Source organism: Streptomyces daliensis (assembly GCF_054782395.1).
On sequence record NZ_BAAGSO010000106.1, the window covers coordinates 101,141 to 116,583 of the forward strand.

A 15,443-nucleotide genomic window follows, 5' to 3' on the forward strand; every position below is an offset into this window, starting at 1 on the left:
CTATCAACACTCGTGCAAGTACAGATGCACGTACGGTGCGGAGAGCGGGGTGCGGGAGAGATGGAGAGCCGCGGGAGTTTCCCGCCCGAAGCGGGAGGTCAGGCACCCGTCGCGACACCGGTGGCGACACCGGTCGCCACACCGGTGCAGGAACGTGCCGAACCTCGCCCGCGCGAGGGGGCCTGGAGGTTCACGGCGCCCGCGCTGGATTCCTCGGTGCCACGGCTGCGGCACACCGTGCGCGACCTGATCCGGCGCCAGGATCCGCTGATCCCCGACGACCTGGTTCAGGGCGTGCTGCTCATCCTCTCCGAGCTGGTCACCAACGCCGTGCGGCACGCGGCCCTGCTCTCCCCGGAGATCGGCGTCGAGGTGTCGCTGACCGGCGGCTGGGTGCGGGTCGCGGTCGAGGACAGCCACCCCTACCGGCCGAAGGCGCTCGCCGCCGACCCCGAGCAGGAGGAGACCGGAGGGCGCGGGCTGCTGCTCGTCAAGACCATCACGCTGGAGGCGGGCGGCATCTGCGACGTGGAGCAGACCTGCACCGGCGGGAAGGTGGTCTGGGCCGCGCTGCCGCTGCCCGTCGGCTGACCGCCCGTCGGCCGGCCGTCGCCTGCCCGCCCGCCTCCGGCCGCCCCCGTGCGGGCCGCCGCCCCGCCGCGCCCTCGTCGCGGGGCGTCCGCCCCGTGGTGAGCCGCCGATCCCCGCCGACCGGCTCACCGCCTGCCGGGGCGGCCGCCGTCCAGGCCGCCCCGGCACCCCCTCCAGGACCGCTCGGGCTCACCAGCCCGCGGCCGCTCCCGTCACCTCGCGGATGCCCGGCCTCGCCGCGTCCAGCACCGTCATGAACCAGGCCGAGAAGGGCTGCGAGCCATGGCGCTCGGCCAGTTCGTCGGGCGTCACGAACGCCGTCTCGCCGATCTCCTCGGGGTCCGGGCGCAGCGGGTCGCGGATCAGCCCGGCGAAGAGGTGGTTGTACTCCTGCTCGACGAGCCCTGAGTCCGGGTCGGGGTGGTTGTAGCGCACGGTGCCCGCCTCCCGCATCAGCAAGGGCGCGGCGCCCAGTTCCTCGCCCACGCGCCGCGCGGCGGCGACGAACGGCGGCTCGGCAGGGTAGGGATGGCCGCAGCAGGTGTTCGACCACACGCCGGGCGAGTGGTACTTGCCCAACGCCCTGCGTTGCAGCAGCAGTCGGCCCGTATCGTCGAAGAGGAAGACGGAGAACGCGCGGTGCAGCCGTCCGGGTGCCACGTGCGCTGAGAGCTTCTCGGCGGTGCCGATCGTCGTCCCGTCCTCGTCGACCAGTTCGAGCAGGATCGGGTCCGCTGAGCCGTTTGCCATGTTCATCCTTCTATTGGGCCTATCCGACGACGCGCCCCAGTGTGCCGTAACTCAGTGGCACAGTTTCGCTTCATGCGCCGCATGTCCGCGCGGCTCGAGCTGGAAGGTGCAGTGTTCGACGTCGAAGTGGTCGCCCAGGCACTCCTGTAGCTCGTGCAGTATCCGGCCCTGGCCCACGGAGTCCAGCGTCTCCCGCGCCACGACGACGTGCGCGGAGAGCACGGGCAGCCCGGAGGTGATCGTCCAGATGTGCAGATCGTGTACGTCCTCGACGCCCTCGACGGCCAGCATGTGCGTGCGCACCTCGTCGACCTCGACGTCCTTGGGCGCCGACTCCAGGAGCACGTCCAGCGCCTCGCGGGCCAGCTTCACCGTGCGCGGCACGATCATCAGCCCGATGACCAGGGACGCGATCGGGTCGGCCGCCTGCCAGCCGGTCGTGAGGATCACCGTGGCGGAGACGAGCACCGCCACCGAGCCCAGCGTGTCGGCCAGCACCTCCAGGAACGCGCCCCGCACATTCAGGCTGTCCTTCTGGCCGCGCATCAGCAGGGAGAGCGAGACGGCGTTGGCGACGAGGCCGACGGCGGCGAAGACGATCGCGAGACCGCCCTTGGTCTCGGCCGGGGTGACGAAGCGGTCGACGGCCTCGTAGAGGATGTAGCCGCCCACGCCGAGCAGCAGCAGGCAGTTGGCGAGGGCCGCGAGTATCTCGGCTCTCGCGAGGCCGAAGGTGCGGCGCCCCGTGGCGGGCCGGTTGGCGAAGTGGATCGCCACCAGGGCCATGCCCAGGCCCAGCGCGTCCGTCGCCATGTGGCCCGCGTCGGCCAGCAGCGCGAGGGAGTCGGCGAGGATGCCGCCGATCACCTGGAGCACGAGGACGGACAGGGTGATGCCCAGCGCGATCCGCAGCCGCGTCCGGTACGCGGCTGCTGCCGTACCGTCCCCCTGCGGCGGGGGTCCTCCGTGATCGTGCCCTGCGCCCATCGCTGAAGCCTCCCGAATCGACCCGGATCAACGGTTCGCACCGTGGTTCACACCGGTCGCTCTGCACACCGGCCGACTTCAGTGAACTAGGGGAGGGGGGTATCTGGCAACGCGACGCTGAACACCGTTGTCATGTGCCCTGACCTGCGGTTTTCTTTCCGCAGGTCAGGGCGGGCGCGGGCCGGGTGAGGGCGGGGTGGGGGCCTTCTCGCGTCCTTACTCCGCCTCGGGATGACGCAGCAGCCAGCCCTCCCAGGCCGAGGCGACCATCGCGCGCACGTCGTGCCGTGCCGTCCAGCCCAGCTCCTTGGCGGCCAGCTCGGCGGAGGCCACCACCCGTGCCGGGTCCCCCGCGCGGCGCGGGTGGACCTCGGCCGCGGGCTCGCGCTTGCCGGTGACCTCGGCGACCAGGTCGGCCATCTCGCGCACGGACACGCCCTTGCCGGTGCCGATGTTGACGGTCAGATCGCCGCCCGTGCCGTCGGGCAGCGGCCCGTCGAGGCGGCGGGCAGCCGCGACGTGGGCCTCGGCCAGGTCCTCGACGTGGATGTAGTCGCGCACACAGGTGCCGTCGGGCGTCGCGTAGTCGTCGCCGAAGATGCGCGGGGCCTGACCACGGGTGAGCGCGTCGAAGAACATCGGGACGATGTTGAAGACCCCGGTGTCCGACAGCTCGGGGTGCGCCGCGCCCGCCACGTTGAAGTAGCGCAGACAGGCGGTGTCGATGCCGTGTGCACGCGCCGTGGCCCGCACCAGCCACTCGCCGGTGAGCTTGGTCTCGCCGTACGGGTTCATCGGCACACACGGCGTGTCCTCGGTGACGAGGTCCACATCCGGCATGCCGTACACCGCCGCCGAGGAGGAGAGGACGAAGCGGTGGACGTCGGCGGCGACGCACGCCTCCAGCAGCACCGTCAGCCCGTGCACGTTCTCCCTGTAGTAGAGCAGCGGCTCCTCGACGGACTCCCCGACCTGCTTCTTGGCCGCGAGGTGGACCACCCCGTCGACACCGTGCTCGGTGAGCGTGCGGTCCAGCAGCGCTCTGTCCAGGACCGAGCCCCGCACCAGCGTGAGGTTCCCCCCGGCGCTCCCGTTCCCGGCCTCGCCTCCGGCTCCGTTCTCGTCCTCGATCCGCCGCAACCGCTCCGCGACCCCGCTGGAGAAGTCGTCCAGCAGGACGACCCGCTCACCGGCCTTCAGCATCGCCCGCGTCACATGCGCGCCGATGTAACCCGCCCCACCTGTGATCAACCACGTCATAACGGCACCCTATCCGCCGGGTGGAAGCCCTCCGGGCCCGTCCCGCAGTTGTGAGCCGACACCATGATCGGCAATGCTGTCACCCGGCACGGCAAGACGAGTCCGGTGAACGCGTGGTGAAAGCTCGCGTCGGCCATCGGATAGCCTCTGCCGACGTGCCGCCCGCCCCTCGAACGGGCGATGGCGCACCCTGACCGCTGCCCGGCCACTCCCAGGGCCCGGCTCCGCGGACATGTCAGCTTCCAAGGAGTGAGTTCGTCTGTCGACCGCCATTCTCACCGGTCCGCCGGTCGCAGGGTCGTCGCTCGAAGGCGGCCTGCGGTCGCTCGGCTTCGACGTGCGCGTGGCGGCCGACGCCGCCGGAGTGGCCGCGGAGCTGGCCGCCGTCCCCGCGCGGGAGCGGGTCGCGCTCGTGGACCCGCGCTTCGTGGGACACGTGCACAGCCTCCGCCTCGCGCTGACCGACCCCCGCTTCCCCGCCGCCGCCGTCCCCGGAGCGCTCACGGCCCAGCCGGAGGCCCGCGCCGCGCTGGCCGACGCCCTCGCGGACACTGGCGGGCACGGTGACCCGGCCCCCGCCGGCACCCCCGGCGAGGCCGCCACCGCCGTCCGCGCGCTGCCCGACACCCTCGGCGCCCTCCTGGAGGACGGGGGGACGGCCGTGCACCGGCCCGACCTGGGCGTCCTCGTCGCCGCCGTCCCCGACAGCGAGGACGCGCGCGCCGAGGCACGGCGCGCCGTGGAAGCGGTGGACGACGAGTCCGTGCGGCTGCGCTCGGCGGTGAAGGCCCGCGACGGCTTCTTCACCACCTTCTGCGTCAGCCCCTACTCCCGCTACCTCGCGCGCTGGTGCGCCCGCCGCGGCCTCACCCCGAACCAGGTCACCACCGCCTCCCTGCTCACCGCGCTGATCGCCGCCGCCTGCGCGGCCACGGGCGAGCGCGGCGGCTTCGTCGCGGCCGGTGTCCTGCTGCTCGCCTCCTTCGTGCTGGACGCGACCGACGGACAGCTCGCCCGCTACGACCTCCAGTACTCCACCCTCGGCGCCTGGCTGGACGCCACCTTCGACCGGGCCAAGGAGTACGCGTACTACGCGGGCCTCGCACTCGGCGCCTCCCGCGGCGGGGACGACGTATGGGCCCTGGCGCTCGGCGCCATGGTGCTCCAGACCGCGCGGCACGTCATCGACTTCGCCTTCAACGAGGCGAACCACGACGCCGACGCCAACACCAGCCCCACCGCCGCGCTCTCCGGGAAGCTCGACAGCGTCGGCTGGACCGTCTGGCTGCGGCGCATGATCGTGCTGCCGATCGGCGAGCGCTGGGCGCTGATCGCCGTGCTCACCGCGTGCACCACCCCGCGCGTCACCCTGATCGTCCTCATCGCAGGCTGCGCCCTGGCCGCCTGCTACACCACGGCGGGCCGTCTGCTGCGCTCGCTGACGCGCAGGGCGCGCCGCACAGAGCGCGCGGCGCTGGCCCTGGCCGAGCTGACGGACAGCGGCCCCCTCGCGCAGGGCTTCGCCGCCGCGTTCGCGCGTGTGCGGCTGCCGGGCCTCGGCGTCCCCGCCGTCGCGCTCCTCGGCACGGCGGGCCTGCTCGCCACGGCGCTGTGGACCCCGCTGGGCAGCCTCTGGGTCTGCGTGGCCGCGCTCGGCTACGCGCTCCTGGCCGGGCTCGCCGTCGCCCGTCCCCTCAAGGGTGCGCTCGACTGGCTCGCGCCGCCCCTCTTCCGTATCGCGGAATACACCACGATCCTTGTCATTGCCGCCCGCTCGGGGGTGAACGGCGCCTTGCCCGCGGCTTTCGGGCTGGTGGCGGCCGTCGCCTACCATCACTACGACACGGTCTACCGCATCCGCGGTGGCACCGGTGCCCCGCCGCAGTGGCTGGTGCGGTCGATCGGGGGGCACGAGGGACGGACCCTGCTGGTCACGTTCGCCGCCGCCCTCTGGCTGGGCGGTCTCGCGCACTCCGACCGCAGTTTCACCATCGCGCTGACCGCGTTCGCCGTGGTCATCGCGGTCGCGGTGCTCATCGAGAGCATCCGTTTCTGGGTGTCCTCATCCGCACCCGCCGTACACGACGAAACAGGAGAACCCGCATGATCGGCCTCGTGCTGGCCGCCGGCGCCGGACGGCGTCTGCGTCCCTACACCGACACCCTCCCCAAGGCCCTGGTGCCGGTGGGCCCGGAGCAGGAGGGCGAGGAGCCCAAGAGCGTCCTCGACTACACCCTCGCCAACTTCGCCGAGGTCGGCCTGACCGACGTCGCCGTCGTCGTCGGGTACCGCAAGGAGGCCGTCTACGAGCGCAAGGAAGCGCTGGAGCAGAAGTACGGCGTCAAGCTCACCCTCATCGACAACGACAAGGCCGAGGAGTGGAACAACGCCTACTCCCTCTGGTGTGCCCGCGAGGTCATCAAGCAGGGTGCCCTGCTCGCCAACGGTGACACCGTGCACCCCGTCTCCGTGGAGAAGACCCTCCTGGACGCGCGCGGCAACGGCCAGAAGATCATCCTCGCCCTCGACACGGTCAAGGACCTCGCCGACGAGGAGATGAAGGTCGTCGTGGACCCCGAGAAGGGCGTCCGGCGCATCACCAAGAAGATGGACCCGGCCGAGGCGTCCGGCGAGTACATCGGCCTCACCCTCATCGAGCCCGAGGCCGCCGAGGAGCTGGCCGACGCGCTGAAGGCCGTCTTCGAGCGGGACCCGCAGGAGTTCTACGAGAACGGCTACCAGGAGCTGGTCAACCGCGGCTTCAAGATCGACACCGCGCCGATCGGCGACGTCGACTGGGTCGAGATCGACAACCACGACGACCTCGCCAAGGGCAGGGAGATCACGTGCCGGTACTGACCCGCCTCATCCCGTCCCCGGTCGTCGTCGACATCAGCCGCGGCGCCCTGGACGACCTGGCGGGCCTGTTGGCCGATCAGCGGATCTCCTCCAACGGCAAGCTCGCCTTCGCCATCAGCGGCGGCTCAGGCGCCGCCCTGCGCGAGCGGTTCGCGCCCGAGCTGCCCAACGCCGACTGGTACGAGGTCGGCGGCGGCACCATCGACGACGCGATCAAGCTCGCCGACGCGATGAAGACCGGGCGCTACGACGCGGTCGTGGGCCTCGGCGGCGGCAAGATCATCGACTGTGCGAAGTTCGCAGCGGCGCGCATCGGCCTCCCGCTGGTCGCCGTCGCCACGAACCTCTCGCACGACGGTCTCTGCTCGCCCGTCGCGACGCTCGACAACGACGCGGGCCGCGGCTCCTACGGCGTGCCCAACCCGATAGCGGTCGTCATCGACCTCGACGTCATCCGCGAGGCCCCGGTCCGCTTCGTACGCTCCGGCATCGGCGACGCCATCTCCAACATCTCGGCCGTCCGGGACTGGGAGCTGGCACACGAGACGCGCGGCGAGGACATCGACGGCCTGGCAGCCGCCATGGCCAGGCAGGCGGGCGAGGCCGTGCTGCGGCACCCCGGGGGCGTCGGCGACGACGCCTTCCTCCAGGTGCTCGCCGAGGGCCTGGTGCTCACGGGCATCTCGATGTCGGTCGCCGGGGACAGCCGTCCGGCCTCCGGCGCCTGCCACGAGATCAACCACGCCTTCGACCTCCTCTTCCCGAAGCGCGCGGCGAGCCACGGCGAGCAGTGCGGCATGGGCGCCGCGTTCGCCACGTTCCTGCGCGGGGACAAGGAGACGGCGCATCTGATGGTGGAGGTGCTGCGGCGCCACGGCCTGCCCGTCCTGCCCGCCGAAATCGGCTTCTCCGTCGAGGAGTTCGTGAAGGTCGTCGAGTACGCGCCGCAGACCCGGCCAGGGCGCTACACGATCCTGGAACACCTCGACCTGTCCACCGACCAGATCAGGGACGCGTACGCGGACTATGCAGAAGCCATCGGTAGCTGAGCTGCGGCCGGTCGTTCACCCCGCCGGGGTGAAGGACCGGCGCAGCGGCGAGCACTGGGCGGGCCGGCTCTACATGCGGGAGATCTCCCTGCGTGTGGACCGGCACCTGGTGAACACGAGGGTCACGCCCAATCAGCTCACGTACGTGATGACCGTCGCAGGCGTGCTCTCGGGACCGGCGCTGCTGGTCCCGGGGATCGGCGGCGCGGTCCTCGGCTGGCTGATGGTCCAGCTCTATCTGCTGCTCGACTGCGTCGACGGCGAGGTGGCCCGCTGGAAGAAGCAGTTCTCGATGGGCGGCGTCTACCTGGACCGCGTCGGCGCCTACCTGTGCGACGCCGCGCTGCTCGTCGGCTTCGGCCTGCGCGCCGCCGATGTGTGGGGCGACGGCAGGATCGACTGGCTGTGGGCGTTCCTCGGGACGCTCGCCGCGCTCGGCGCCATCATGATCAAGGCGGAGTCCGACCTCGTCGGCGTCGCCCGTCACCAGAGTGGGCTGCCGCCGGTGAAGGAGGAGGCGTCGGAGCTGCGCTCGTCCGGCATGGCGCTCGCGCGCAAGGCTGCGGCGGCGCTGAAGTTCCACCGGCTGGTCCTGGGCATCGAGGCGTCCTTCCTGATCGTCGCGCTGGCGGTCGCCGACACGGTGCGGGGCGACCTGTTCTTCTCGCGCCTCGGCGTCGCCGTCCTCGCGGGCATCGCCGTCCTCCAGACGCTGCTGCATCTGGTGTCCATCCTCGCCTCCAGCAGGCTCAAGTGACGGAGGGAGAGCGGCCGATGAAGCTGGGAGCCGTCATCCTCACCATGGGCAACCGCCCCGAGGAGCTGCGCGCCCTGCTCGACTCCGTCGCCAAGCAGGAGGGCGACCCGGTCGAGGTCGTCGTGGTGGGTAACGGCGCGCCGCTGCCGGAGTTGCCCGAAGGTGTACGGACGGTCGAGCTTCCGGAAAATCTCGGCATCCCCGGTGGCCGCAATGTCGGGATCGAGCAGTTCGGCCCCTCGGGCGCCGAGGTGGACGCGCTGCTCTTCCTCGACGACGACGGGCTGCTGCCGAACGGCGACACCGCGGCGCTCGTGCGGGAGGCGTTCGCCGCAGACCCGAAGCTGGGCATCATCAGCTTCCGCATCGCCGACCCCGACACGGGGGAGACCCAGCGGCGCCACGTGCCCCGGCTGCGGGCAGCGGACCCGATGCGCTCCTCCCGCGTCACCACCTTCCTCGGCGGCGCGAACGCGGTGCGCACGAGGGTGTTCGCCGAGGTCGGCGGCCTGCCCGACGACTTCTTCTACGCCCACGAGGAGACCGACCTCGCCTGGCGCGCGCTCGACGCGGGCTGGGCGATCGACTACCGCGCGGACATGGTGCTGTACCACCCCACCACCGCGCCGAGCCGGCACGCGGTCTACCACCGCATGGTCGCCCGCAACCGCGTCTGGCTCGCCCGCCGCAACCTCCCGGCCCCGCTCGTCCCCGTCTACCTCGGCGTCTGGCTGCTGCTGACGCTGGCGAGGCGGCCCTCGCGCCCCGCGCTGCGGGCATGGCTGGGCGGCTTCAAGGAGGGCTGGACCTCGGCCTGCGGTCCTCGCAGGCCGATGCGGTGGCGTACGGTATGGCGGCTGACCCGACTGGGCCGCCCTCCCGTGATCTGACAAGCTCGACCCTGAGAGCATCAGTCCCCAGGTACACCTGCGCAGTGTGAGGACGAAAGTTTCCAACGTGACCGAGACAACGCACGGCGGTGCGGTCGGCGTGACGCCTCCGCCATCACCGGACGACCGTCTGTCCCAGGCCGAACTCGCGGCCAAGTACGGCCTGACGGTGAGCGGGGCGCGACCCTCGCTGCCCGCCTATGTACGCCAGCTCTGGGCGCGGCGGCATTTCATCCTCGCCTTCTCCCGGGCGAAGCTGACGGCCCAGTACAGCCAGGCGAAGCTCGGCCAGCTCTGGCAGGTGGCCACGCCCCTGCTGAACGCCGCGGTCTACTACTTCATCTTCGGCGTCCTGCTGGGCGGCCGTGACGGTACCCCCGGCGGCAAGGAGAACTACGTCCCCTTCCTGGTGACGGGCGTCTTCGTCTTCACCTTCACCCAGACCTCCGTGCTCAACGGCGTCCGGGCGATCTCGGGGAACCTCGGCCTGGTGCGGGCGCTGCACTTCCCGCGCGCCTCGCTGCCGATCTCCATCTCGCTCCAGCAGCTCCAGCAGCTCCTGTACTCGATGATCGTGCTGGTCGTCATCCTCTTCGGCTTCGGCCAGCTCCCCCAGTGGTCCTGGCTGCTGGTGCTCCCCGCGCTCGCCTGCCAGTTCCTCTTCAACACGGGCATGGCCCTGATCATGGCCAGGATGGGCAGCAAGACGCCCGACCTGGCGCAGCTCATGCCGTTCGTGATGCGGACGTGGATGTACGCGTCCGGCGTGATGTTCCCGCTGGAGCACATGCTGAAGGAGCGCGCGGGCGCCTCGCCGTGGCTCGTCGACATCCTCCAGGCCAACCCCGCCGCGGTCTACATGGACCTGATGCGGTTCGCCTTCATCGACGGCTACACCAGCGCCGACCTCCCGCCGCACGTGTGGGCGCTGGCCCTGGGCTGGGGGCTCCTCGTGGGCATCGGCGGATTTGTATTCTTCTGGAAGGCGGAGGAGCGTTATGGCCGTGGCTGAGCAAACGGAGAAGGCCGGGCAGAGCGCCGTCGAGCAGGCCCCGCAGGACCGGGCGCCGCAGGAGCCGTGGGTCCCGACCGTCATCGCCGAGGATCTGCACATCGTCTACCGCGTCTACGGCGGCGCCAAGGGCAAGGGCAGCGCCACCGCGGCCCTCAACCGCATCGTCCGGCGCAAGCCGGGCGGCGGCGGCATCCGCGAGGTGCACGCGGTCAAGGGCGTCAGCTTCACGGCGTACAGAGGTCAGGCGATCGGCCTCATCGGCACCAACGGATCCGGCAAGTCCACGCTGCTGCGTGCCATCGCCGGGCTGCTGCCCGCCGAGTCCGGGCACGTCTACAGCCACGGGCAGCCCTCGCTGCTGGGCGTGAACGCGGCCCTCATGAACGACCTCACCGGCGAGCGCAACGTCGTCCTCGGCGGCCTCGCGATGGGCATGACCCGCGAGGAGATCGACGAGCGGGCCGAGAAGATCATCGAGTTCTCGGGCATCAACGAGAAGGGCGACTTCAGCACCCTTCCGATGCGCACGTACTCCTCGGGCATGGCGGCGCGGCTGCGCTTCTCCATCGCCGCTGCCAAGGACCACGACGTGCTCATGATCGACGAGGCGCTGGCGACGGGCGACAAGAAGTTCCAGAAGCGCTCCGAGGCCCGCATCCGCGAGCTGCGCAAGGAGGCGGGCACCGTCTTCCTCGTCAGCCACAACAACAAGTCGATCCGCGACACCTGCGAGCGGGTCCTGTGGCTGGAGCGCGGCGAGCTGAGGATGGACGGCCCGACGGAGGAAGTCCTCAAGGAGTACGAGAAGTTCACGGGCAAGTAGGGGCGGCGGGCGCCCGCTGAGGCGCCCCCGCCCACGCTTCCCCCGTCACGCACACAGCGGCCGATCCGGACCCCCGTCCCGGATCGGCCGCCGTGCGTGGTGCGGGGCCCGCTCAGACCCCCGCCGAGGCGCGCTCCTTCTCCGCCTTCTCCACGTCCTCCCGGCCGCTGGCGCCCGCGCCGTCCGTCCCGCCCGGTGCCGACTCGTCCAGGCCGACGCGCGCGTGCAGCCGCCGCAGCGCCTTCGGCGCGTACCAGGCGGAGCGCCCCAGCAGCCGCATCGCGGCGGGCACCAGCACACCGCGCACCGCGACCGCGTCGATGAGGATGGCCAGGCCGCTGCCGAGCCCGAACATCTGGAGGAAGCTGACGCCGCTGGTGGCGAAGGCGAAGAAGCTGACGGCCAGCAGCCCCGCCGCCATGGTCACGATCCGCCCGGTGCGCGAGAGCCCGTGGACGACGGCGGTGCGGTTGTCGGCGCCCGACTCGTGCAGCTCCTTGATGCGGCTGGTCACGAAGACCTCGTAGTCCATGGACAGGCCGAAGACGATGCAGAACATCAGCACCGTCATCGAGGTGTCCATCGGCATCGGCGTGAAGCCCAGCACGGACGAGAGATGGCCGTCCTGGAAGATCCAGACCATGGCCCCGATGGCGGCGGTCAGGCTCACCGTGTTCAGCGCGAGCGCCCGCAGCGGCTGCACGACGCTGCCGGTGAAGAGGAAGAGCAGCGCGAACGTGGTGACGACGACCATGCCGACCGCGAGCGGCAGCCGGTCGCCGATCGAGCGCTTGGAGTCGACGAGCTGCGCGTCCGTGCCGCCGACGAGCGCCTCGGTGCCGCCGGGCGCCGGGACGTCGCGCACGGTCTCGACCAGGTCCTGCGCCGCGCCCGACTTGGGTTCAAGACCTGTGGTGACGGTCAGGAGCTGCGCGTCCTCGCGCCCGAGCGCGGCCTCCGCCGGCCCGGGGCGCGCGGCGCGCCCGTCGGTGTACGTGCCGGTGGCGGCCTGGACGCGGGTGACGCCGTCGAGCCGGGAGAGCCGCTCGGCGTACGCGTCCAGCGGGCCCTTCGCGACCGGGCCCGTGGTGACGACGCGGACCGCGTCCGTGTCGTTCCCGGCGAAGTCCTCGCGCAGCGCCGTGGACACCTGGCGGCTCTCGGCCTCCTCGGGCAGCACCCGCTCGTCGGGGGTGCCGAAGGACGCGCCCAGCAGCGGGCTCGCGGCGAGCAGCAGCACGGCCAGTACGGGCAGCGCGGTGAGCGCGGGGCGCCGCATGACGGTGCGCGCGAGGCGGCCCCACAGCGGCGCTTCGGGCCTGCGGACGGCGTCGGCCCACGGGAGGCGGCCCGCGTTGACGCGGTGCCCCAGCACGGCGAGCAGCGCGGGGACGACGACGAGCGCGGCGACGGCGGCGATGGCCACCACGCCGATCCCGGCGTAGGCGAAGGAGCGCAGGAAGAACTGCGGGAAGAGCAGCAGCGCGGCGAGCGCGGCGACCACGGTGGCGGCCGAGAAGGCGATGGTGCGGCCCGCCGTGCGCACCGTCGTGCGCAGCGCGTCGGGCACCTCGTCGCCCTCGGACAGGCGCTCGCGGAACCGGCTCACCAGCAGCAGCCCGTAGTCGATGCCGAGCCCGAGGCCGAGCGCGGTGGTGAGGTTGACGGCGAAGACGGAGACGTCGGTGACGCTGCCGAGCAGGTACAGCTCGGCGAAGGTCCCAAGGATCGCGATCAGTCCGATGGCCAGCGGCAGCAGCGCGGCGACGAAGCTGCCGAAGGCGATGACGAGCAGGATCAGGGTGACGGGCACGGCGATGGCCTCGGCGACGGCGAGGTCGCCGGAGACCTGCTGGGTGACGTCGTTGTTGAGCGCGGCTGGCCCGCCTGCCCGGACGGTGAGGGCGCCCCTGTCGCCCGCCCACTTCCGGGTGACGTCCTCGGCGTGCTCGCTGACGGTGGTGCTGTCGCCCTTCACATGGGCCAGCACCAGGGCCTGGGTGCCGTCCTTGGAGGTGAGCGCGGCGCCGCCCCTGTCCCAGTACGAGGAGACGCGGGTGACCTGGGCCTCGGCCTTGAGCCCCGAGGTCAGCTCGCGGCCGGCGCGCTCGGCGGCGGGGGAGCGGAGGCCGCCTTCGTCTGCGCGTACCAGCAGGACGAGGTTGTGGTCGCCGCCGAACTTCTCGTCGATCAGCGTCTGGGCGCGGCTCGACGGCGCGTCCGGGTCTTCGAACCCGCCGCCCTGGAGCTTGCCGAAGGCGCCGGAGCCCACGGCACCCATGACGGCCACGGCGAGAAGGGTGAGCAGCAGCAGGGCCCGTGCCCTGCGCAAGGTCAGTTCTGCGATACGTCGGAGCACGGTGGATTTCCCCCTGGGTCTGCGCACGGCGAGAAGACACGGCGAAGGTGCGCGGCGCCGCGATGTTTACGGTGTCAACATGGACTGTCGCAGGGGATGTTAATGCTGTCAACATCGGGCAGGATGGGGGCATGCAGGCGAAGACCAGCGCGACCCCCGGGCCCGGCGACGACGAGGGCTCCGGCTCCGCTTCCACCAGGGGCGCCGGGCCGGCGCAGGCGGGTACGGCGGGCAAGGCGGGCTACCACCACGGCGACCTGCGCAACGCGCTGACCGAGGCCGCCACGGCACTCGCCCGCGAGGGCGGCCCCGAGGCCGTGGTGCTGCGTGCCGCCGCGCGCCGCGTGGGCGTCTCGCCCACGGCCGCCTACCGGCACTTCGCCGGGCAGGCCGAGCTGCTCCACGCGGTCAAGGAGCGCGGGCAGTGGCGGCTGGCCGAGTTCATGGCGCAGTCCATGGGCGAGCCGGAGGGCGGGGGCGGAGACGGGGGCGGGGGTGCCCCCGACGCTCCCGACCCCGCCGAGGTCGTGCGGCGCGTGCGCGTCATGGGGCACGGCTATGTCGCCTTCGCGCGCGCGGAGCCCGGCCTCTTCCGCGCGGCCTTCTGCCATGAGCCGTTGACCGGGGAGTCGGGCCCGACGGCCACCGGGCTCCCGGACTTCGCCTCGGGCGAGGGGTGGGAGTTCAGCTCCTTCGGGCTGCTGGTGCAGGCCATGGACGACCTGGTGGCGTGCGGTCTGATGCCCGCGCACCGCAGGCCCGGCGCCGAGATCACGGCCTGGGGGATGACGCACGGTCTGGCCATGCTCTTCCTCGACGGCCCGCTCTCCGAGCTGGCACCCGAACAGATCGACGGGGTGGTCGAACACGCCCTCTCCGTGACCATTGCCGGGCTTACCGCACCTTGACCTGTTCTCAACTCTCCCGGCTCGTACAGACGATTGATGTACGGCGTAAGCTGTGCGAGTGCTGAATCACGTCATGTCGCGTCAAGATGCCTGTGTCATGCCTTGTCATTGACCATTTCGCAAGACCGATTCGCGCGGCGTGTCCGAAAAGGGATGTTCTGTGTCGGCAGTGTAGAAACGGAGATGTGACGGCAATGGCTACGGGCAGTACGCGGTGACCGCGGATGCCGACGCGCAGACGCGCGCCGTACTCGCCAAGGCCGCGCGCGAGAACTTCCCCGTCGCCCCGTGGTTCCTGCCGCGCGAGTGGCGCGACGATCTGATGGCCGTCTACGGCTTCGCCCGCCTCGTCGACGACATCGGCGACGGCGACCTCGCCCCCGGCGGCCACGACGCGGCGCTCCTCGGGGTCGCACCCGGGCAGGCGGGGGACCGGCTCGCGATGCTCGACGCCTTCGAGGCAGACCTGCGCCGCGTCTTCGGGCACACCGGCGCGACAGCCCCCTCCGCCGCACCCGTCGGCGCCCCGGCGCTCCCCGGGCCCGCACCCGCACCCGCGCCCGGAGCCGCTGTCGCCCCGCCTGGCCACCCCCTCCTGCGTGCCCTGGTCCCCACCGTGCGCCGCCACGGCCTCACCCCCGAGCCGTTTCTCGGGCTGATCGAGGCCAACCGCCAGGACCAGAAGGTCCGCCGTTACGCGACGTACGACGAACTGCTGGCCTACTGCGAGCTGTCGGCGAACCCCGTCGGGCGGCTCGTTCTGGCCATCACCGGTACTGCCACACCCGAGCGCGTGCGGCACTCCGACGCCGTCTGCACAGCCCTCCAGATCGTCGAACACCTCCAGGACGTCGCCGAGGACCTCGGCCGTGACCGGATCTATCTCCCCGCCGAGGACATGGACCGCTTCGGCGTGACCGAGAAGGACCTCGCGGCGCCGAGCGCGGGCGCCGCCGTGCGCACGCTCGTGGCCTTCGAGGCCGAGCGCGCCGAGCGGCTGCTGGAGCGGGGTGTTCCGCTGACGCACAGCGTGCGCGGCAGGCTCCGCCTCCTGCTCGCGGGGTTCACCGGTGGCGGCCGTGCGGTCGTACGGGCCCTGCGTGAAGCACGCTACGACGTGCTGGCCCGCCCTCCCCGGCCCACCAAGCGCGGCCTCCTCCTCGAGGTGGTCGCGACACTGCGAAGAGAGGGGTGA

14 protein-coding genes are annotated in these 15,443 nt (G+C 71.8%); 10 read left to right on the top strand and 4 right to left on the bottom strand.

The window, feature by feature from the left end; translation table 11 throughout:
- Nucleotides 1-60 precede the first annotated feature (60 nt).
- On the top strand, nucleotides 61-591 hold the full coding sequence (locus ACYVOO_RS28105) for an ATP-binding protein (RefSeq protein ID WP_453346160.1): 531 nt from the start codon (nucleotides 61-63) through the stop codon (nucleotides 589-591).
- A 189-nt stretch (nucleotides 592-780) separates the two neighbouring features.
- Here the strand turns inward: ACYVOO_RS28105 and idi are convergent, their stop codons facing one another.
- From idi to galE, 3 genes are all read right to left on the bottom strand, one after another.
- Entirely contained in the window at nucleotides 781-1,341 is a 561-nt protein-coding gene (gene idi / locus ACYVOO_RS28110; protein WP_461018509.1) for an isopentenyl-diphosphate Delta-isomerase, read from the bottom strand.
- Between the two features lie 51 nt (nucleotides 1,342-1,392).
- On the bottom strand, nucleotides 1,393-2,328 hold the full coding sequence (locus ACYVOO_RS28115) for a cation diffusion facilitator family transporter (protein ID WP_461018510.1): 936 nt from the start codon (nucleotides 2,326-2,328) through the stop codon (nucleotides 1,393-1,395).
- Between the two features lie 216 nt (nucleotides 2,329-2,544).
- Nucleotides 2,545-3,588 carry a UDP-glucose 4-epimerase GalE gene (gene galE, locus ACYVOO_RS28120; protein ID WP_461018511.1) on the bottom strand — a complete coding sequence of 348 codons (1,044 nt, stop codon included), beginning with the start codon at nucleotides 3,586-3,588 and terminating at the stop codon, nucleotides 2,545-2,547.
- 259 nt (nucleotides 3,589-3,847) lie between these two features.
- On the opposite strand from galE, the gene ACYVOO_RS28125 reads away from it, so the two are divergent.
- The 7 genes from ACYVOO_RS28125 (at nucleotide 3,848) to ACYVOO_RS28155 (ending at nucleotide 10,981) form a co-directional block, all read left to right on the top strand.
- On the top strand, nucleotides 3,848-5,695 hold the full coding sequence (locus tag ACYVOO_RS28125; protein ID WP_461018775.1) for a DUF5941 domain-containing protein: 1,848 nt from the start codon (nucleotides 3,848-3,850) through the stop codon (nucleotides 5,693-5,695).
- Nucleotides 5,692-6,447: a phosphocholine cytidylyltransferase family protein gene (locus ACYVOO_RS28130; protein WP_461018512.1), complete on the top strand. Its 756-nt coding sequence runs from the start codon at nucleotides 5,692-5,694 to the stop codon at nucleotides 6,445-6,447. The genes ACYVOO_RS28125 and ACYVOO_RS28130 overlap by 4 nt, the downstream gene beginning before the upstream one ends.
- Complete coding sequence (locus ACYVOO_RS28135; protein WP_461018513.1) at nucleotides 6,435-7,496, top strand: iron-containing alcohol dehydrogenase family protein; 1,062 nt, start codon at nucleotides 6,435-6,437, stop codon at nucleotides 7,494-7,496. The genes ACYVOO_RS28130 and ACYVOO_RS28135 overlap by 13 nt, the downstream gene beginning before the upstream one ends.
- Entirely contained in the window at nucleotides 7,474-8,253 is a 780-nt protein-coding gene (locus tag ACYVOO_RS28140) for a CDP-alcohol phosphatidyltransferase family protein (protein WP_453346166.1), read from the top strand. The genes ACYVOO_RS28135 and ACYVOO_RS28140 overlap by 23 nt, the downstream gene beginning before the upstream one ends.
- Nucleotides 8,254-8,270: 17 nt before the next feature.
- Entirely contained in the window at nucleotides 8,271-9,143 is an 873-nt protein-coding gene (locus ACYVOO_RS28145) for a glycosyltransferase family 2 protein (protein WP_461018514.1), read from the top strand.
- A gap of 67 nt (nucleotides 9,144-9,210) precedes the next feature.
- A complete protein-coding gene (locus ACYVOO_RS28150) occupies nucleotides 9,211-10,155 on the top strand; it encodes an ABC transporter permease (RefSeq protein WP_453346168.1) in 945 nt (314 codons plus the stop codon).
- The gene (locus tag ACYVOO_RS28155; RefSeq protein WP_461018515.1) at nucleotides 10,142-10,981 is read left to right on the top strand and encodes an ABC transporter ATP-binding protein; all 840 of its coding nucleotides are present in this window, start codon (nucleotides 10,142-10,144) and stop codon (nucleotides 10,979-10,981) included. The genes ACYVOO_RS28150 and ACYVOO_RS28155 overlap by 14 nt, the downstream gene beginning before the upstream one ends.
- 112 nt (nucleotides 10,982-11,093) lie before the next feature.
- Here the strand turns inward: ACYVOO_RS28155 and ACYVOO_RS28160 are convergent, their stop codons facing one another.
- Nucleotides 11,094-13,340, bottom strand: coding sequence for an MMPL family transporter (locus ACYVOO_RS28160; protein WP_461018516.1), 2,247 nt, complete (start codon nucleotides 13,338-13,340; stop codon nucleotides 11,094-11,096).
- Nucleotides 13,341-13,471: 131 nt separating this feature from the next.
- On the opposite strand from ACYVOO_RS28160, the gene ACYVOO_RS28165 reads away from it, so the two are divergent.
- Together ACYVOO_RS28165 and hpnC are read left to right on the top strand one after the other, a co-directional pair.
- Nucleotides 13,472-14,248 carry a TetR/AcrR family transcriptional regulator gene (locus ACYVOO_RS28165; protein WP_461018517.1) on the top strand — a complete coding sequence of 259 codons (777 nt, stop codon included), beginning with the start codon at nucleotides 13,472-13,474 and terminating at the stop codon, nucleotides 14,246-14,248.
- A 214-nt stretch (nucleotides 14,249-14,462) separates the two neighbouring features.
- Nucleotides 14,463-15,443, top strand: coding sequence for a squalene synthase HpnC (gene hpnC, locus ACYVOO_RS28170; RefSeq protein ID WP_461018518.1), 981 nt, complete (start codon nucleotides 14,463-14,465; stop codon nucleotides 15,441-15,443).